We start from the raw sequence: 17393 nt of genomic DNA, 5'->3' as shown, positions 1-17393 counted from the left end.
CGGAAGACCCATATATAATCGCTCCCTCACCACGTACTGCGGACCTGCATGACCATCTTCAGACTGAAACAAATCGCCTCGACATCCATCCATGCGGCGGCTGGCGCCATGCACTGGAATTACGACCGCGCCGAGCTGATCGCCGATGGCGTCGTGCATATTGTCGGCGTCTGTTTCGGGCTCATCGCCGCCACCGCCCTCATCGTGCTGACGGCGGTCTATGCCGGTGCGTTCGAAATTACCGTGGTGTCCGTTTACGTCACAGGCCTGCTCGCGATGCTGACATTGTCGGCGGTCTATAATCTCTGGCCGGTGTCGCGCGCCAAATGGGTGCTGCGCCGCTTCGATCATTCGGCGATCTATCTCTTGATCGCCGCGACCTATACCCCGTTCATCGTGGAGCTGAGGGACAGCTATCTCGCGATCGCGCTGCTGACCGGGGTGTGGTGCATCGCGATTGCCGGTGTCGTGCTGAAACTGGCGCTGCCGGGGCGATACGATCGTTTGGCGGTCGGCCTCTATCTCGCCTTGGGCTGGAGCGGCGTCACGCTCTACGACGCCGTGGTGAAGGCGGTGCCGCCGCTGGCGCTGGGCTTTTTGGTGGCGGGCGGCGTGCTCTATAGCCTTGGGGTGATCTTCCATGCCTGGCAGCGGTTGCGCTTCCAGAACGCGATCTGGCACGGCTTCGTCTTGCTCGGCGCCGCCTGCCATTATACGGCTATTCTCGATATGGTGGTCCTGACGTAGGATCATAACAAACGGGAGAGAGCGACCATGCAGGTGACAGGCAAAGTCGTGGTCGTCACCGGTGGCGCCAATGGCATCGGCAAGGCGATGTGCGAGGCCTTTCATCGTGAAGGCGCCGCCAAGATCGTTGTTGCCGATATCGATCCCGATGGCGCGCGAGCCGTCGCCACTCCGATCAGTGGGGCGGCCTTCAAATGCGATGTCGGAAAAGAGAAGGACGTCCTTCACGTCATCGAGGAGACCGAGCATCAATTCGGCCCGATTGCGCTGTTCTGCTCCAATGCCGGCATCGGCGGCGGTTTCGATCCACTGTCGGTGAATGCCGGCGGAAACTCCGACGAACCGTGGCAGCGAAGCTGGGCCGTTCATGTGATGGCCCATGTCTATGCGGCGCGGCATTTGATCCCGCGCATGAAGGCGCGCGGCGGCGGCTATTTCCTCAACACGATCTCGGCGGCGGGACTATTGTCGCAGGTCGGCAGCCCGGCCTACTCGACCACCAAGCATGCCGCAGTCGGCTTTGCAGAGAATCTCGCGATCTCGCACAAGGCCGACAACATCAAGGTTTCGATCCTGTGCCCGCAGGGCGTCGACACCAACATGCTGCGCTCGATCCCGAAGGGCCCGCAATCGGGCGACGGCGATCTCTCGCCGGAGCAGGTAGCACAGGACGTGCTGAAGGGGCTGGAAGAGGAAACCTTTGTGATCCTGCCGCACCCGCAGGTGCTCGGCTACATGCGCAAGAAGACCGAGAATTACGACCGCTGGATCGCGGGCATGGCCAAGATCCAGGCGAAGATGCGGGAAGCTTACGGGAAATGAGCTGAGGGGCACACGGACCTCTCCCCCGTCATTGCGAGCGAAGCGAAGCAATCCATGGCTCAACACGCGGAGGCATGGATTGCTTCGTCGCGTTGCTCCTCGCAATGACGGAGGAGAGAATTTCGCATTACTCCTTTGCTACTGACACCTGTGCATCAAGCCGTCGTCCAGGCGGACCATTGTGCCGGGCTGGCAGATTATGCCGTTGCGCGCCGCGTAGTCCTGGCTCCATACGCCCGGGCCGCCGTAATAGGCGTTGGGACTGTTGCCGCCGTAGTAGGCGTAGGGTCCGTTGCCGCGGTCGTAAGCGTAGGGACCGCTGCCGTAGTAGGCGGCAGTCGCTCCGGCTGCGACAGCACCGGCACCCACGGCAGCCGCGCCGGCCGCGGCCCGCCGCGCCTGCCGCCGGGTAACGCCCGGCGCCGGGGTCAACGGATCAACCGTCTGTGCTTGCGCGCGCTCGACAGATAGCGAAACGTTCCTTTGTTCGCTCCAATCAAACGAGAGCATGGTCGCGCATGTAAAGACGGAGATAGCGAGGGCAGCTTTTCTGAGGCTTGGCTGTTTCATGGCGTTCACTCCATGGTTGCCCCATACCGAATTCTCGTGCGAACGTAGAACAACGTCAAGTAAATGCCGCGTATGGAACTCGCGGTCCAATAGACGAGCCTTATGGGGTCATGAGCTGGTATGCCAGGCCATTCGGACGGGCCCCAGCGACGCAGGATCGCCCGATGCGCTGATCGCTGCGGCGCGTCGGGCCTAGCTCTTCCGCGCGGCCGCAATGGTCCATCCACGTCATTGCGAGCGAAGCGAAGCAATCCATCTCACCGCACGAGGAGAGATGGATTGCTTCGTCGCATTGCTCCTCGCAATGACGTGGCGAAAGGCGTGCCTCACCCCTTCTGCGCGTAGAGCAGGGGGACCGCGGAATCGACCATCACTTCGATCAGACTGGTGCCGGCATGCGAGAGCCCGTGCTTGAGCGCGCCCGCGAGTTCGGATGATTTCGTCACCCGCACGGCGTGGCAGCCCATGCCTTCCGCGAGTTTCACGAAATCGATGCCGGGTAGCTCGAGCCCCGGCACATTGCGCACCTGCATGACCTGGCTGAACGAGCGCATCGCGCCGTAGCCGGCGTTGTTGATGACTACCACGGTGAGCGGCAGCCTGCGCTGCGCCGCGGTCCACAGCGCCTGGATCGAATACATCGCCGAGCCGTCGCCGATCAGGCAGACGGTGCGGACGCCGGGGCGTCCGAGCGCGATGCCGACCGCGGCAGGCAGGCTGTAGCCGAGGCCGCCGCTTGCCATGGTGTAAAAACTGTCCTGGCCGCGCATCGGCATGAACTTTTGCATCGCCGGGCGGTGCGAGGGCGCTTCCTCCACCAGTGCTGCATTGTCGGGCATGGCTTGCGAGAGCTGATGCAGCAGGAATTCGACCGGGAGCGGATCGGCCGCCGCTGGCGCCGGCGGCAGCACGCGGCCCGCCGGCATCGCGCGCGCGGTTTCGGGCAAGAGGTCGAGCAGCATCGAAAGCGCCGGCTTCATGGTCGCGATGATGCTGGCGCCCGCCGGCGTGACCGCGGCGGCATCCGGATCATCGGTGATCTGGAAGATCGTGGTGGCGCCGTCGAAGATCGGAGCATGGCCCTCGACATGGAAGGTGAACACCGGCGCGCCGATGACGACCACGAGGTCATGCTCGCGCAGCGCGTCCGATAGCTGTCCCGGCGAGGCGTGCAGGAAGCCCGCAAATTGCGGATGACGTTCCGGAAAGGCGCAGCGCGCCGAGAACGGGCTGACCCACACGGCAGCCTTCGCCTTCTCCGCCACCGACACCATCAGATCGACGGCCTCGGCGCGGTCGACGGCCGGGCCGACGACGAAGGCGGGGCGTTTGCTGGCTGCGAGCGCTGCGACCAGCGCTCTCATCGCTTGCGGGTCGGGGCCGAGCTCGCGGCTGACGTGGCGGGCCTCGACCGGCTGAGTCGGGCGTGTCCAGTCGTCGATCGGGATCGAAACGAAGGTCGGCCCGCAGGGCGGCTGCATCGCGACGTAATAGGCGCGCGCGATCGCGGCCGGCACATCTTCGGCGCGCGCCGGCTCGACGCTGTATTTGACGTAGGGGCGCGGGAATTCGGAGGCGCGCTCGGCATAGAGGAAAGCCTGCAGCGGCAGGATCGAGCGCGCCTGCTGGCCTGCGGTGATGACCAGCGGCGTCTGGTTGCGATGGGCGGTGTAGATATTGCCGAGCGCATTGCCGACGCCGGCGCCGGAATGCAAATTGACGAAACCGGCATTGCGGGTCGCCTGCGCATAACCATCGGCCATGCCGACGACGGAAGCCTCCTGCAGGCCGAGCACGTAGTCGATGTCGTCGGGCCAGTCGCTGAGGAAGGGCAGTTCGGTGGAGCCGGGATTGCCGAACACGCGCTTGATGCCGAACGCGCGCAGCAGGCCGAAGGTGGCGTCCTTGACGGTTACGGCGGCGGCTTTGGCTGGTTTGCGAGACGACATCAGGTGATTCCCATTGTATCTAGCTTTCCGTCATTGCGAGCGAAGCGAAGCAATCCATGCTTCAACGCGGGGACAGATGGATTGCTTCGTCGCTGCGCTCCTCGCAATGACGGTGATTTATCACCACACAGCCGTGCCCTTCATCGTCGGCTGTCCCTCCGCGTTCGCGATCCACAGCTCCATACCGGCGTGGGTTTCATTGGCGTTGATCGAGAACTCGCCGCCTTCGAACAGCGGCTGCACGCCGCGATAGCTGAACTTCTTCGGCGCCGAATCGCCGTGCAGCTTGGCGGCGAACTCGACGAGCAGGGCGGCCTGCAGCGGGCCGTGGAAGATCAGGCCGGGATAGCCCTCGACCTTGGTAGCGTAGTCACGATCGTAATGAATGCGGTGGCCGTTGAAGGTCAGCGCCGAATAGCGAAACAGCAGCACGGGATCGCTGACATGGGTTTCGCGATGCCGTGCGACCGGTGGCGGAGCGGCTTTCGGCGGCGAAGCGGGGGCAGCGCTCCCCATGTCGCGATAGACGATGTCCTGCCGTTCGCGGATCGCAACCCCGCGCGGCGTCGTGATGGTGTGTTCGACGGAAACGAAGCACAGCACGCCTGTCGAGCCGGTCTTCATTGTCACGTCTGAAATGCGCGATGTGCGCGTCGATTCATCGCCGACGCGCAACGGTTGGAGGAATTCGATTTCGCCGCCGGCCCACATCCGGCGCGGCAGCGGCACCGGCGGCAGGAAGCCGCCGCGGGTCGGGTGGCCGTCGGGACCGAGCTGCGATATCGGAAATACCGGCTGCGCCAGGCACCAATGCGTGGTCCACGGCGCGGCATCGCCGGGCTTCGGGTCGCCGATGTCCTGAAATAGCGTCGCGCGCAGGCCCTTCACGAGTTGCGCGGTGACGATGTCTGACGCTTCCGCGCTGCGGCCGATCCATTGGCGCAAATGATCGAGGTTGAGGGCTTCGGTCATGACTGGCGGCTCTTGTTACGGGGAGCTTTGGGAAGTTCGACGTGATCGCCGATGGCGGGCACCGCGCCATAGTGCCGTTCCTCGCCGACAAAGATCGCGGCGGGGGCGGCGTAACTCACCTTGCCGTTCGGCGTGTCGACCTCGATGCGGCGCAGATGTGGATGCACCGAGAGGTCAGCCATGCTGTTGACCTCGGCGAAGGCGATGTCGGCCTCGTCGAGGCGCTTTAAGAGTTCGGCGCGCATCATCGCGGCAAAACTGTCGGCGACCACCTTGTCGGTGAGCTGGCGGTTGCGCACGCGCTCGACCATGTTGGCAAAGCGCGGATCATTGGGCAGGTCGGGCTGATCCAGGACTTCCGCGCAGAGCTTCTTCCACTCGCGCTCGCTTTGGATCGAAATCAGAATGCCCTTGCCGTCCCTGGAATTGAACACGCCATAGGGCGCGATCGAGGGGTGGGCCAGCGCCATCCGCTTTGGCGGATTGCCGGCTTCCGAATTGATCAGCGGCACCGCCATCCAGTCCGCCATCACGTCGAACATCGAGATCCGGATATCGGCGCCCCTGCCGGTGCGGCCCCGCGCGATCAGCGCCTCGAGGATCGCGGCATGCGCGGTGGCGCCGGTGGCGATATCGACGACGGAGATGCCGACGCGCGACGGGCCCTCGGGGCCGCCGGTGATCGAGGCAAGTCCGCTCTCGGCCTGGATCAGCAGATCATAGGCCTTGCGGTCGGCGTAGGGGCCTTCGTCGCCATAGCCGGAGATGGTGCAGCAGATCAGCGCGGGATAATCCTTCTTCAGGCGATCCAGCGAGAAGCCGAGCTTGTCCATCGATCCGGGCTTGAGGTTCTGCAGCAGCACGTCGGCGCATGCGATCAGCTCTTCGAGTTCAGCGCGGCCCTCTTTAGTGGCGAGGTCGATCACTTGCGAATTCTTGCCGCGGTTGAGCCAGACGAAATAGCTGCTCTGGCCCTTGGCGGCGGCGTCATAACCGCGGGCGAAATCGCCCTCGGGGCGTTCGACCTTGACGACATGCGCGCCGGCGTCCGCAAGCCTGGAGCTGCAGAACGGGGCTGCAACCGCCTGTTCGACGGAGACGACGATCAATCCCTCTAACGGCAGCATCTTCTGTTCTCAGTAGGAGCGGGGCATGCCGAGCACGTGCTCGGCGACGTAGGACAGGATCAGATTGGTCGAGATCGGCGCGACTTGATAGAGCCGCGTTTCGCGGAACTTGCGCTCGACGTCGTATTCTTCCGCAAAGCCGAACCCGCCATGGGTCTGCACGCATGCGTTCGCCGCCTCCCACGACGCATCCGCCGCCAGCATCTTGGCCATGTTGGCCTCGGCGCCGCAATCGAGCCCGGCCTCGTATTTGCGGGTGGCTTCCTTCACCATCAGCTCCGCCGCACGCATCGCGGCGTAGGCTTTTGCAATCGGAAACTGGATACCTTGGTTCTGGCCGATCGGACGGCCGAACACGGCGCGCTCCTTGGCATAGGTGGTGGCTTTTGCAATGAACCATTTGGCGTCGCCAATGCATTCGGCCGCAATGAGAATGCGCTCGGCGTTCATGCCGGAGAGGATGTAGCGAAAACCCTTGCCCTCGTCGCCGATCAGGTTTTCGGCCGGCACCCGCATGTCCGTGAAGAACACTTCGGTCGTGGCGTGGTTCATCATGGTGCGGATCGGGCGGATCTCCAGCCCCTTGCCCTTCACCTCGCGCATGTCGACGATGAACACCGAAAGCCCGTCGGTGCGCTTCTTGGCCTGCTCCTTCGGCGTGGTGCGCGCGAGCAGGATCATCAGGTCGGAATGCTCGGCGCGGCTGGTCCAGATCTTCTGGCCGTTGACGATGTAGTGGTCGCCGTCGCGCCTGGCGACAGTCTTCAGCGAGGAGGTGTCGGTGCCGCTGGTCGGCTCGGTGACGCCGAACGCCTGCAGCCGCAATTTGCCGCTGGCGATCCCGGGCAGGTATTTCGCCTTCTGCGCATCGCTGCCGTGCCGCAGCACGGTGCCCATCGTGTACATCTGGGCGTGGCAGCCGCCGCCGTTGCAGCCAGCACGCTGGATCTCTTCCAGGATCGCGGCCGCGGCCGACAGCTTCAGCCCGGAGCCGCCATATTCCTCGGGGATCAGCACCGAGAGGTACCCGGCCTCGGTGAGCGCATCGACGAACTCCTTCGGATACGCCATCTGGCGATCGAGCTTGCGCCAGTATTCGCCGGGGAACTGGGCGCAGAGTTTTGCGACGGCGTCGCGGATGTCGTGGAATTCGTCTTGTTGTTCTTGTGCGGTCATTGGGTTTTCTGGCGATGGATGCGGGTTGATGTCAATTGCTTAAGGATGCGGGCCGTTGTGAAACGACGGCAAGGCACCTATGCTGAATTGTTATAGCGTATGAACCTGTCTTCGAAGATTGGCAAGCAAGCAATGGATATCCGGCAGCTCAGGACCTTCAGTTGCGTGGCGGAGCTCGGCAGCCTCAGCAAGGCCTCCGATACGCTGCGGGTGGCGCAGCCGGCGCTGAGCCGCCAGATCAAGCTGCTCGAGCATGAACTGCGGGCCGAGCTGTTCACGCGGAACGGTCGGGGCATGGTGCTGACGGACGCGGGCCGGCTGCTGCTGGCGCGCACCGCCGGCATCGTCCGGCAGATCGACCAGGTGCGCGATGAGATCCAGTCCGCCGGCGGCCCGCCCTCGGGCCGGGTGGTGCTTGGGCTGGTGCCGACCGTGAGCTACGTGATTTCGGCGCGGCTCGCGCGGCGCACGGTCGACAAGTATCCGGGCATCTCGCTCTGCATTGTCGAAAGCTACAGCGGCCATCTGACCGAATGGCTGCACCGCGGCGAAATGGACCTGGCGCTGATCTACGGGCCGTCGAGCGACCTGCATCTTTCCGTACAAAGCCTCGGCCGCGATCCCATTGTCGCCGTCGGACCGTGCGGCAGCGGGCTGTCCGAGAGAAAGCAGGTCGATATCGGCTGGCTGCTGCGGCAGCGCCTCGTGCTGCCCAGTCATTCGCATGGGCTCCGTGCGCTGATCGAGCAGGCGGCGGCGAAGAAGAAAATCAAGCTCGACGTCAAGCTGGAGGCCGATTCCTTCCGCGTGCTGACCAGCCTCGTCGAGGAAGGGCTGGGATACACGCTGCTGCCGCCGTCCTCGGTGCGCCAGGAAGTAGCCGGCGGCCGGCTGGAAACCGCGGCGATAGCAAAACCGTCGCCGATGCGCGAACTGACCCTTGCGTCTCCCATCGATCATCCCGGCTCGACTGCGATTGCGCTAGTCACCGAATTGCTCCGCGACGAACTGATCGCCTGCCGCGAAGAGGGCCTCTGGGACATCAAGCTCGCCTGAGCCGATGCGAGGGCCTGCGTAGTGGCTTAGAACAAAACAGCCGGGTGCGGCATTCCCATCTGGCTACTTCTGTCATGCCGCAATTGTATAGGGGCGGCGGGGCAGCCTGCTGGCACTAACCGTCGCAAAGGGCTTTTTTCGGCTGATGCATCGCAACCACACGACGGCTTTTGCCGAGCAGTCAGCCTGACGCCATTGTTCCTGTCACCGCTTTGTTCGCAGGCAATTGATCGAAATGACCGCTTCTGGCAATTGCAGCCCTCGCGGAGCCTCATAAGATGCCCGAGCAGCCGATCCCCCACCGGGAAGTGGCTGGTCATGGATTCAGATCAAGCGATTAACTCAGCAGACTTGAAATCTGACGCCCCTGTCTCAGGTGGAGTTCCTGCCATGAACACGCTCCTCCGGATCCTGCTGGCGATCGTTGTAGCCGTTGCCTCGCTGGGCGCAATTTCGGAGCGGCTGCGGCTGGAGGGGGTGACCGATGACGAAATCCGCATCGGCAATCTCATGCCCTATAGCGGGAGCCTCGAGATCTTCGGGGCGATCGGCAAGGCCGAAGCAGCCTATTTCGAGATGCTCAACGCGCGCGGTGGCATCAACGGCCGCAAGGTGCGGTTCATCTCCTACGACGACAAATCCGATCCTGCTTCCGCCCTTAGCCTGACGCGCAAGCTCGTCGAGGAAGACAACGTGCTTCTAATGTTCGGCTCGTTCGGAACGCCGGGCAATTTTGCGGTCCGCAAATATCTCAACGAACGCCAGCTTCCCCAATTGTTCGTTGCTTCCGGAGACGATCATCTCAGCGATCCCTCGCTGTTTCCATGGACCATGGGCTGGCAGCCCTCGTTCCGGGAGGAGGGACGCATCTACGCCAACTACATTCAGGCGTTCTATCCGGGCAAGCGGATCGTCGTTCTCTGGCAGAACGATCATTTCGGCCGGGAGGTCATCAAGGGGATGGAGGACGGCCTCGGTCCCGTCGCGCGGATGATCAGGGTCGGTATCGCCTATGATCTCAGGGATGAACATCTGGATACGCATGTATCGATCCTGAAGCGATCGGGCGCCGAAATTCTCGTGTTCGCGGGCGTACCCGAAAACGCCGCAAAAGTTATCCGCCTGGCGGCGAGCCTCGACTGGCGTCCCGTGTTCATCATGAATCAGATGGCCTCCTCAATCGGGACAGGGCTGAAACCCGCGGGTCTCGAGAACGCGGTGGGCGTGACTACCGCTGCCTATCTGAAGGACGCCAACGATCCGGCCTGGAAGGACGACCAGTCTGGCGCCGACTGGCAGTCGTTCCTGGAAAACTATCGTCGCGCCGGCGGCCATGACGAAAGCGCCGCCATGTTCGGCTACGCAGCCGCCGAGACTCTGGCGCAGGTGCTCAGGCAGTGCGGCGATGATCTATCGCGCGAGAACGTCATGAAACAGGCCGCGGCGCTGAAGGATTATCAGGGCTCCGTTCTGCTGCCCGGCATCAAGATCAGCACCGGTCCCTGGAATTTCCGGCCGATCAAGCATATGCGGCTCGTTCAGTTCGACGGCCGCACCTGGCAGCCGATCGGCGACGTCCTCGAAACCGCGTTTGCCAGCACGGACAAGTAGCAAGCGCCCACGATTCTTGCCGCCTCCTTCGAGTCGGAAATGGTTCGGCCGGGTGCGCGCTCAGTCCCGGCACGCTTTACCCGCTACTCAACGGGCGAGTTCATCGATGATCCATTGACCGTAGATCTCATGTTCCGCTGCGTGATGCAGAATGCGCCGTCTGATGAACCCGGTAAGCAGATCTTTGAACTTCATGTCTCGTTTATCGAATTTCGTAATTGGAACGCGCGCCGGCTGGGACCACGTTCCGGCCGGGTTCATTCAATGCTCGCCCATTTACGATCACGCAACGTTGGAAGCGCAGCGCCGCGGATGGCCGGTAATAAGACTGCAAGGCACGCATCTTCACCCGACACTGGAGCCGGCCGAGACCATGCTCGCCATCGTGTCGATGTCGCGCCAACTCGCTAACGCCGCTTAGTGGCTTGCAGGAATAACCGTCACCGTCAGCCGCTACGTCTGTGGTGGGAATTGACGATCAAGCCAACGCCGCCAATCGGCCTCGACGTGATTGGCCACGGCGCGCCCGGCGTCTCCGTAGAGGTAGAGACGGACCGTCAGCAGAATCGGCCCTCCGATCGGCATGGCAAACAGATGTGCGATGCCGGGTGCGGGGTGTTCGAGCAGCAATTGCAGCCCTGGCCACTGCGGAGGATTGACGATTTCCACGATGCCGCGTAGCTCGGGCACCCCAGTCGGTGTCGCGAAGCGTGTGCCGGCGCTTGCGTCAGCCAACCCGAGCGGACCGACCAGGCGGCTCCAGGCATCGCTGTCGTTCGACATCGCGGAAAGCGCCACTGTCGTCGACTGTTGCCCACGGAATTGCTCCAGATAGAGCCGCAGGTTCTGGAAGAACGCGATCCAGCCGTAGGTGTGTCCCTCGAACTGGTCATCCCAATCGTCCGTATTGGCGAACCAGCTATGAACGACCCGGACCACACAGGTGCCGCCGTCCTTGGCTTCGACGGTCCACTCGGTGGCCACCGTGCCAGGTCCTCCCTCTGCTTCGGCGACGAAACGCTTGGCCGGCTCCCAAGCGGTGATCTTGGCCTCGGAATCCATTCCCGGGCCAAAGCTCGATTTGGTATTGCCGCCGACTTTCTCGTCCAACGTCGTCGGCACAAACCACGACGAGATGCCGGGACCTGTCGCGATCGCCTGCCACACCTCTTCGGGTGTGCCGGGGACCTCAACCTTGGCTTCGACGCTGCGACGGCCAGACGGTTCCTTCTTCACGGGCATGGTCTGTCCTTTCAGTGAGACGTTTGAGGCAAGGGATGAGACACGATCACCAATCGATGGTTACGGCCTCCCGAAGCGCTCGCATCGTGGTAGCGGCCGACCAGCTCCGTGATGGCTTGCGTCAGCTCGCGCGTGAACGCAGCGCGGGCGGCGGGGGAGGCGAAGCGAATCTCTGCGTCGATCGACAGGGTCGCAAGCTGCTTGTCGGCTTTCCGCGCACGTTTCCAGAGATCGCCGACCTCGCGAACGATCCGGGCGCCGAGTGCGATCAGATAGCTGGCCGCGAGTTGATCTTTGCTCCGCTTCGGATCGGCTGCGACCGCGCCTAACGCCGCCGGCGAAACAACGAACGACTTGGCCGACAACACCAATAGCCGCTCGGTCAATCCGCCCCACTGCCGTTCGTCCGCGACCTCGACCAACCTGCAGGCTTCGAGCGCGCGCAAATGATAGTTCACCTTCTGACGAGGCAGTCCCAGGCGCGTCGCCATGATCGCTGCCGACGCGGGCTCTGCAAGTTCGGCCAGCAACGCGCTTCGGATAGGGTCAAGAGCGGCAACCGCAACCGCCGGTTCGCTGATCACTTCGATATCGATCATGGCGGTAACGTACGTTGACAAATTTTTTTGTCAAGGCGCCGCGGCAGTTGCCTTCGGTCGCAGTCCACCCGACGAGACTGTGCACTCTCATCCGAATGGAGTTGTCGAGCCTGCGCAAGCGAGATGGCGATGCTTTTCCTGGCACAAGGGGAATCGAACGCCGGCGGCGATGTCCGCATTCGAGACCCAAAGCGGACTAGTACACCCAACCGAGGTGACATCCATCACTAGGCTGGACGACGCTCCAGGCCGAGCTTGGCAGCAACCGCCAGCAACGAGAATCCGAGAATGTAGCGCTGCAGCTGAGCGAAATTGGAGGCTTTCCGAAAGATTGCGGCAACCCGCGAGGCCCCGAGGATCACGCAGCTGTGTGCGCACGCTGCTGCAATCACCTGAAGAAGGCCTAGCTGCACCGTCTGGCACAAAACATTTCCTTGCTCGACTTGGACGAATTGCGGCAACAGAGCCCCGTACATCAGGACCAACTTGGGATTCAGGATACAGGTGAAGAGCCCTCGACGAAAAAGAACAGCAAATGGCTCCGGCGCAACTTCTGAGGTAGCGAGTTGCCTTGAGGGAGTACGAAAGGCCTTGATAGCTAACCAAACGAGATAGAGCGCTCCAAGCGTCCGCACGACGTCGTATGCAAGCGGAACGGTGTCAAAAATAGCTGAAAGCCCAAGCGCCGTAACAACCACATAGGCCATCATCCCCGTGCACACACCGGCGAGAGATGAGAATCCCGCTCTATAACCCTGGCAGATCGCACGCGAAGCGAGATACATAAGATTGGGACCCGGCGATAGCGCCATAGAAAACGCCAGCACACCGAAAGCCACAGCAGTCGAAAGGCTGATCATCGCTGATTCCCAAAAAGATCCCGGTGCTGGATAGAGAAGTCTGGCTAGGGACAGGTTGCCAACGCGCCAGACACGGATTCGAGTTCACAATACGGTTCGTGGAGGAAGCTGTCGATGTCTGGTTGTGTGAAGGCTTTCGGACGTCGGCCGCCGAATACGCCGCGCCGTCTCTCAAGCGGCCGGCATCCGAAACCCTTCACAGGGGCGGACATGGGCGGGCCGCCCGATCAGCGAGAGGTCGCGGCAAAACCGATGCAGCTACGTTGCGGCAGGCGGTCCGAACCACGTCGTTAGCGCGTCAGCGAGCCCGAGCTCAGTTTGCTCTCCAACCCAGGCGACATATCCGTCGGGCCTGATCAACACGGCGGTGGGCGCGGCAACCATGCCGATGGCCGGCAGCTCCCACGCACCAGCATATTCAGCGCTGATCAGTTGGACTCGATCCGCCCACGGCGTGATATCGATGCGGCCGGGATGACCGAGGTCGAGTAGCACGGGGCGGGCACCGTGCAACAGAGTGAACACTCGCAGCGGACCATTGGCGGTGACCAGGTCGAGATCGGGCATGCGGCGTCCGAGCAGGGGATGTCCCTCGCCGAGGTCGTAATGGACGTCCAGACCGGACATCATCGCGGCGAAGCGTTTGCGGGGCTCGTCCATGCCGAGGAGTTCGGACATGGTGTCCTGCAACGCCTTCACGCGGTCGTCCGGGCGACGCATCAGCGCGACTTGCGCCATCGTGTTGCGCAGCACGCGGGCACCGACCGGGTGGCGCTCGGCGTGATAGGTATCCAGCAGGCTTTCCGGCGACGTCTGCTTGACCACCTGCGCCAGCTTCCATCCCAGGTTCACGGCATCCTGCACGCCGATGTTGAGGCCCTGTCCTCCCGCGGGATAGTGCACATGCGCGGCATCGCCGGCCAGCAGCACGCGTCCCTTGCGGTAGAACGCCGCCTGCCGGGTCATATCGGTGAATCTGGAGATCGAGGTCGGACTGTGGATGCCATAGTCGGTCCCGAAGGCGGCAATGAGCGCCTCGCTGAGATCGCGCAAGGTGGGTTCGCCGGTGGATCCCAGGTGCTGCTCGGTCACCATGACTCGCACCGGCCCGCCATCCTCCATCCTGCTCAGGCCATGGAGGCCGCGGGCGTCGTGGCGGATGCCCCATTCCGGCTGCTCGGCGATCTCGACCTCGGCGATCAGGTGGCTCGTCGTCGGATCCCAGCCGGGGAAGTCGATGCCGGCTGCTTTGCGGATCAGACTGCGTCCGCCATCGCAGCCGACGAGATACTTCGCCCGCAATGATTGGCCATCGGACAGCACGACGTCGACGCCAGTGTCGTCTTGCGCGATATCAGTCACCTCACGTCCGCGGTAGATCGGCACCGCCAGCTCCTCGACCCAGCTGGCGAGGATGCGCTCGATGTGGTTTTGCCACAGCGCGAGCCCGTAATTGTGCCGGGTGGGAAAGTCGCTGATGTCCAAACGGATCAAGGCGAAGCCTGCGACCTGGGCCACCTGTCCCTGCGACAAGAACCGGTCGGCGATGCCGCGCTGATCGAGAACCTCGATGGTGCGTGCGTGCAGACCGCCCGCGCGCGAGCCGACGAGCTCCTGGTTAGGGCGCCGCTCGACGATGGCAACGTCGATATCAGCCAACGCCAACTCGCCGGCCAACACCAGCCCTGTCGGGCCTCCGCCGACGATGACCACTGCATGCTCGCTCATCGCCAAACGCCGGCCGTTCCCGCAGCTGCGATCAACCCGGCCCTGCGCGATCGGCGCGCCGACAGCAAATGCACTCATTTCGTGACCCCCGTAGGTTGTGGCTTCGGTCGGCGGTTCTACGGGATTACCGGGGTCTTGAAGCAAGCCCCTTGTGCGCTACATATTGAAGTGGGGGAAGACGGGTGTTCTGCTTTCCGGATATTTCCGGAAGACACAGCCAGCAGTGATCTCTGCCTGATCCACGATCATCAGGTTCGAATGTGGACGCCGCCTTTGGGCGGCTTTTTCTTTTGCGGCCTGTAGTGATCAGACGAGATTGCGCGCGCCGCTCACCCCGGAATGCGCACCGGCAACTGCTCGATGCCGCGCACGAAGCTCGAATAGACCCGCTTCGGCTCGCCGACCACTTCGATGCGATCGAAACGCCTCAGCATTTCTTCCCACACGATCTTGAGCTGCAGCTCGGCAAGGCGCATGCCAACGCAGCGGTGGATGCCGAAGCCGAACGACAGATGGGTGCGGGGACGGGCGCGGTCGATGATGAATTCGTCGGGCCGCTCGATGCCTTCTTCGTCACGGTTGCCGGAGACGTACCACATCACGACGCGGTCGCCCTTTTTGATCTTCTTGCCGCCGATCTCGGTGTCGACCAACGCGGTGCGGCGCATATGGGCGAGCGGCGTCTGCCAGCGGATCACTTCCGGCACCATGGAATCGATCAGCGCGGGGTTGTCGCGCAGCTTCTGATACTGGTCGGGGTGCTCGTTCAGCGCCAGCACCGAGCCGCTCATGGTGTTGCGGGTGGTGTCGTTGCCGCCGACGATCAAGAGGATGATGTTGCCCATCAGATTGTCGGGGTCCATGTGCCGCGTCGCGTCGCTGTGCGCCATCATCGACAAGAGATCGTTCTTCGGCGGCGCGTTGACGCGCTCGTTCCACAGCTTCGAGAAATAGGCGTAGCATTCGTCCATCTCGCGGCGCCGCTGCTCGGGCGATTCCACCACGCCGCTCTTGGGCAGCGCGGTCGAGACGTCGGACCAGCGCGTCAGCTTGCGCCGCTCCTCCCAGGGGAAATCGAACAGCGTCGCCAGCATCTGCGTCGTCAGCTCGATCGAGACGCGCTCGACGAAGTTGAAGGTCTCGTTGCGCGGCAAATTGTCCAGCACCTTTTGCGAGCGCTCGCGGATCAATTTTGCCAATTCATCCAGATGCGTCGGCGTGAACATCGGCGACACCGTCTTGCGCTGCGCCGAGTGCCTGGGCTGGTCCATCGCGATGAAGCTCGGATAGTCGTAGCCGGGCGGCACGTCGCGGATCGAGATGCCGCCGAGCGTGGAGTCGGAGGAGAAGATGCCGTGATTGGTGTCGACATGCATGATGTCGTTGTACTTGGTCACCGACCAATAGGGCTCGATCGGCGAATTCTCGCAGTAGTGCACCGGCTCTTCCTTGCGCAGCCGCTCGAACCACGGCCACAGCGTGTCGTTCTGGAAAAGTTTTGGCGCACCGGGATGAAAGTCCTTCAGCGGCGTCGAATAGGCCTCCTCGCGCGCGGCGCGCAGCAGCTCTTTTTTGTCGGCTCTGATGGCAGTTTGAACGTTCATGGTTCGATCATCCCGGGTGAGCGTGAGCGCGGCTAGGCGGCGATGCGGACCGGCAGGGTCTCGTAGCCCTTGACGAAACTCGAATATACCCGCTTCGGTTCGCCGATCACCTCAATATTATCGTACCGCTTGAGGATTTCTTCCCAGATAATCTTCAGTTGCAATTCCGCCAGCCTGATTCCGACGCAACGGTGGATGCCGAAACCGAAGGAAAGGTGGGTGCGGGGGCGGGCGCGGTCGATGATGAACTCGTAGGGACGCTCGATCACCTCATCGTCGCGGTTGCCCGAGACGTACCACATCACGACCTTGTCGCCTTTCCTGATCTGACGCCCGCGGAATTCGATGTCTTCGAGCGCGGTGCGCCGCATGTGCGCCAGCGGCGTCTGCCAGCGGATTACTTCGGGGACGAAGCTGTCGATCAGCTCGGGGTTGTCGCGGAGCTTCCGGTACTGATCCGGATTCTTGTTCAGCGCATAGACGCTCCCCGAGAGCGTGTTGCGCGTGGTGTCGTTGCCGCCGACGATCAGCAGGATCAGATTGCCGAGAAAATTCTTCGGGTCCATGTCGCGCGTAGCATCGCTATGCGCCATCATCGACAACAGGTCGCTCTTCGGCGGCTGGTTGATGCGCTCCTTCCACAGTCTTGCGAAATAGGTCGCGCATTCCAACAGCTCGGCCTGCCGCTGGTCCTCGGTCTCGACCAGGCCGCCATGATGCGGAATCGTGGTTGCGATATCGGACCAGCGCGTCAACTTGCGGCGGTCTTCCCAGGGGAAGTCGAACAGCACGGCGAGCATCTGCGTGGTGAGCTCGATCGAGACCTGATCGACCCAGTCGAAGGTTTCGTTCTTCGGAAGGTTGTCGAGGCATTCGGCGGAGCGCTTGCGGATGTTGATCGCGAGCTGGTCCAGATGCGTCGGCGTGAACATCGGCGCCACCGTCTTGCGCTGCGCTGAGTGGCGCGGCTGGTCCATCGCGATGAAGCTTTCGCGGCGCAGGTCCGGTGCGATGTCGCGAATGGTGATGCCGCCCAGCGACGACGCCGAGGAGAACACCGCGTGGTTGGTCTCGACGTCCATGATGTCGTTGTACTTGGTTATCGACCAGTACGGCCCGAACATGCTGTCCCTGCAGTAATGCACCGGGTCGTCCCGGCGCAGCCGGTCGAAATACGGCCAGAATGAATCGTTTTGAAACAGTTCGGGATTGCCGACATCGAAATCCGCCAGCGGCATGGATTGAGCCGCATCGCGCGCGGCGCGCAGATGAGAATCTCCGGCGAGATCGATGGTTCCGTGCATGAGCCGCTCTCCCTGATTCCCCGTGC

At 62.8% G+C, this 17393-nt stretch carries 16 protein-coding genes; 4 read left to right on the top strand and 12 right to left on the bottom strand.

Annotated elements, in window-relative coordinates:
* Nucleotides 1-48 precede the first annotated feature (48 nt).
* Together trhA and V1290_RS13240 are read left to right on the top strand one after the other, a co-directional pair.
* Nucleotides 49-747: a PAQR family membrane homeostasis protein TrhA gene (gene trhA / locus V1290_RS13245; RefSeq protein WP_028351231.1), complete on the top strand. Its 699-nt coding sequence runs from the start codon at nt 49-51 to the stop codon at nt 745-747.
* A gap of 27 nt (nt 748-774) precedes the next feature.
* Nucleotides 775-1569 (top strand): SDR family oxidoreductase, encoded by a 795-nt coding sequence (locus V1290_RS13240; protein ID WP_334364809.1) that lies wholly within the window; start codon nt 775-777, stop codon nt 1567-1569.
* A 138-nt stretch (nt 1570-1707) separates the two neighbouring features.
* On the opposite strand, the gene V1290_RS13235 is transcribed toward V1290_RS13240, so the two are convergent.
* The 5 genes from V1290_RS13235 to V1290_RS13215 all read right to left on the bottom strand — a co-directional run bounded on the left by V1290_RS13235 (nt 1708) and on the right by V1290_RS13215 (nt 7363).
* Complete coding sequence (locus V1290_RS13235) at nt 1708-2079, bottom strand: hypothetical protein (protein ID WP_334364808.1); 372 nt, start codon at nt 2077-2079, stop codon at nt 1708-1710.
* 386 nt (nt 2080-2465) lie between these two features.
* The gene (mdlC, locus tag V1290_RS13230; protein WP_334364807.1) at nt 2466-4088 is read right to left on the bottom strand and encodes a benzoylformate decarboxylase; all 1623 of its coding nucleotides are present in this window, start codon (nt 4086-4088) and stop codon (nt 2466-2468) included.
* A gap of 120 nt (nt 4089-4208) precedes the next feature.
* On the bottom strand, nt 4209-5060 hold the full coding sequence (locus V1290_RS13225) for an FAS1-like dehydratase domain-containing protein (protein WP_334364806.1): 852 nt from the start codon (nt 5058-5060) through the stop codon (nt 4209-4211).
* Nucleotides 5057-6187 (bottom strand): CaiB/BaiF CoA transferase family protein, encoded by a 1131-nt coding sequence (locus V1290_RS13220; RefSeq protein WP_334364805.1) that lies wholly within the window; start codon nt 6185-6187, stop codon nt 5057-5059. Before V1290_RS13220 ends, V1290_RS13225 begins: the two co-directional genes overlap by 4 nt.
* Nucleotides 6188-6196: 9 nt before the next feature.
* The gene (locus tag V1290_RS13215; protein ID WP_334364804.1) at nt 6197-7363 is read right to left on the bottom strand and encodes an acyl-CoA dehydrogenase family protein; all 1167 of its coding nucleotides are present in this window, start codon (nt 7361-7363) and stop codon (nt 6197-6199) included.
* Nucleotides 7364-7495: 132 nt separating this feature from the next.
* Between V1290_RS13215 and V1290_RS13210 the strand changes: the two genes are divergently transcribed.
* Together V1290_RS13210 and V1290_RS13205 are read left to right on the top strand one after the other, a co-directional pair.
* On the top strand, nt 7496-8419 hold the full coding sequence (locus V1290_RS13210) for a LysR family transcriptional regulator (protein ID WP_334364803.1): 924 nt from the start codon (nt 7496-7498) through the stop codon (nt 8417-8419).
* 390 nt (nt 8420-8809) lie between these two features.
* On the top strand, nt 8810-10030 hold the full coding sequence (locus V1290_RS13205; RefSeq protein ID WP_334364802.1) for an ABC transporter substrate-binding protein: 1221 nt from the start codon (nt 8810-8812) through the stop codon (nt 10028-10030).
* 87 nt (nt 10031-10117) lie between these two features.
* On the opposite strand, the gene V1290_RS36515 is transcribed toward V1290_RS13205, so the two are convergent.
* From V1290_RS36515 to V1290_RS13170, 7 genes are all read right to left on the bottom strand, one after another.
* Nucleotides 10118-10291 carry a hypothetical protein gene (locus tag V1290_RS36515; RefSeq protein ID WP_442893673.1) on the bottom strand — a complete coding sequence of 58 codons (174 nt, stop codon included), beginning with the start codon at nt 10289-10291 and terminating at the stop codon, nt 10118-10120.
* A gap of 192 nt (nt 10292-10483) precedes the next feature.
* A complete protein-coding gene (locus V1290_RS13195; protein WP_334364801.1) occupies nt 10484-11272 on the bottom strand; it encodes an SRPBCC family protein in 789 nt (262 codons plus the stop codon).
* Between the two features lie 11 nt (nt 11273-11283).
* The gene (locus tag V1290_RS13190; RefSeq protein ID WP_334364800.1) at nt 11284-11871 is read right to left on the bottom strand and encodes a helix-turn-helix domain-containing protein; all 588 of its coding nucleotides are present in this window, start codon (nt 11869-11871) and stop codon (nt 11284-11286) included.
* A gap of 227 nt (nt 11872-12098) precedes the next feature.
* A complete protein-coding gene (locus V1290_RS13185) occupies nt 12099-12731 on the bottom strand; it encodes a LysE family translocator (RefSeq protein ID WP_334364799.1) in 633 nt (210 codons plus the stop codon).
* A gap of 258 nt (nt 12732-12989) precedes the next feature.
* On the bottom strand, nt 12990-14459 hold the full coding sequence (locus V1290_RS13180; protein ID WP_334369012.1) for an FAD-dependent monooxygenase: 1470 nt from the start codon (nt 14457-14459) through the stop codon (nt 12990-12992).
* 329 nt (nt 14460-14788) lie between these two features.
* Nucleotides 14789-16063 carry a cytochrome P450 gene (locus tag V1290_RS13175; RefSeq protein WP_334364798.1) on the bottom strand — a complete coding sequence of 425 codons (1275 nt, stop codon included), beginning with the start codon at nt 16061-16063 and terminating at the stop codon, nt 14789-14791.
* Nucleotides 16064-16095: 32 nt separating this feature from the next.
* Nucleotides 16096-17367 (bottom strand): cytochrome P450, encoded by a 1272-nt coding sequence (locus V1290_RS13170; protein ID WP_334364797.1) that lies wholly within the window; start codon nt 17365-17367, stop codon nt 16096-16098.
* Nucleotides 17368-17393 lie beyond the last annotated feature (26 nt).

The organism is Bradyrhizobium sp. AZCC 1578, assembly GCF_036924675.1.
Lineage (GTDB): Bacteria > Pseudomonadota > Alphaproteobacteria > Rhizobiales > Xanthobacteraceae > Bradyrhizobium.
Note: the sequence above shows the minus strand (reverse complement) of the source record. Positions and strands in the feature narration are given on the sequence as shown.

What these genes read in the sequence shown, in the direction of transcription:
- V1290_RS36515 (WP_442893673.1), bottom strand. Translation starts at nt 10,291, where the DNA reads ATGAACCCGGCCGGAACGTGGTCCCAGCCGGCGCGCGTTCCAATTACG.
- mdlC (WP_334364807.1), bottom strand. Translation starts at nt 4,088, where the DNA reads ATGTCGTCTCGCAAACCAGCCAAAGCCGCCGCCGTAACCGTCAAGGAC.
- trhA (WP_028351231.1), top strand. Translation starts at nt 49, where the DNA reads ATGACCATCTTCAGACTGAAACAAATCGCCTCGACATCCATCCATGCG.
- V1290_RS13180 (WP_334369012.1), bottom strand. Translation starts at nt 14,459, where the DNA reads ATGAGCGAGCATGCAGTGGTCATCGTCGGCGGAGGCCCGACAGGGCTG.
- V1290_RS13210 (WP_334364803.1), top strand. Translation starts at nt 7,496, where the DNA reads ATGGATATCCGGCAGCTCAGGACCTTCAGTTGCGTGGCGGAGCTCGGC.
- V1290_RS13175 (WP_334364798.1), bottom strand. Translation starts at nt 16,063, where the DNA reads ATGAACGTTCAAACTGCCATCAGAGCCGACAAAAAAGAGCTGCTGCGC.
- V1290_RS13220 (WP_334364805.1), bottom strand. Translation starts at nt 6,187, where the DNA reads ATGCTGCCGTTAGAGGGATTGATCGTCGTCTCCGTCGAACAGGCGGTT.
- V1290_RS13205 (WP_334364802.1), top strand. Translation starts at nt 8,810, where the DNA reads ATGAACACGCTCCTCCGGATCCTGCTGGCGATCGTTGTAGCCGTTGCC.
- V1290_RS13190 (WP_334364800.1), bottom strand. Translation starts at nt 11,871, where the DNA reads ATGATCGATATCGAAGTGATCAGCGAACCGGCGGTTGCGGTTGCCGCT.
- V1290_RS13195 (WP_334364801.1), bottom strand. Translation starts at nt 11,272, where the DNA reads ATGCCCGTGAAGAAGGAACCGTCTGGCCGTCGCAGCGTCGAAGCCAAG.
- V1290_RS13170 (WP_334364797.1), bottom strand. Translation starts at nt 17,367, where the DNA reads ATGCACGGAACCATCGATCTCGCCGGAGATTCTCATCTGCGCGCCGCG.
- V1290_RS13185 (WP_334364799.1), bottom strand. Translation starts at nt 12,731, where the DNA reads ATGATCAGCCTTTCGACTGCTGTGGCTTTCGGTGTGCTGGCGTTTTCT.
- V1290_RS13225 (WP_334364806.1), bottom strand. Translation starts at nt 5,060, where the DNA reads ATGACCGAAGCCCTCAACCTCGATCATTTGCGCCAATGGATCGGCCGC.
- V1290_RS13215 (WP_334364804.1), bottom strand. Translation starts at nt 7,363, where the DNA reads ATGACCGCACAAGAACAACAAGACGAATTCCACGACATCCGCGACGCC.
- V1290_RS13235 (WP_334364808.1), bottom strand. Translation starts at nt 2,079, where the DNA reads ATGCTCTCGTTTGATTGGAGCGAACAAAGGAACGTTTCGCTATCTGTC.
- V1290_RS13240 (WP_334364809.1), top strand. Translation starts at nt 775, where the DNA reads ATGCAGGTGACAGGCAAAGTCGTGGTCGTCACCGGTGGCGCCAATGGC.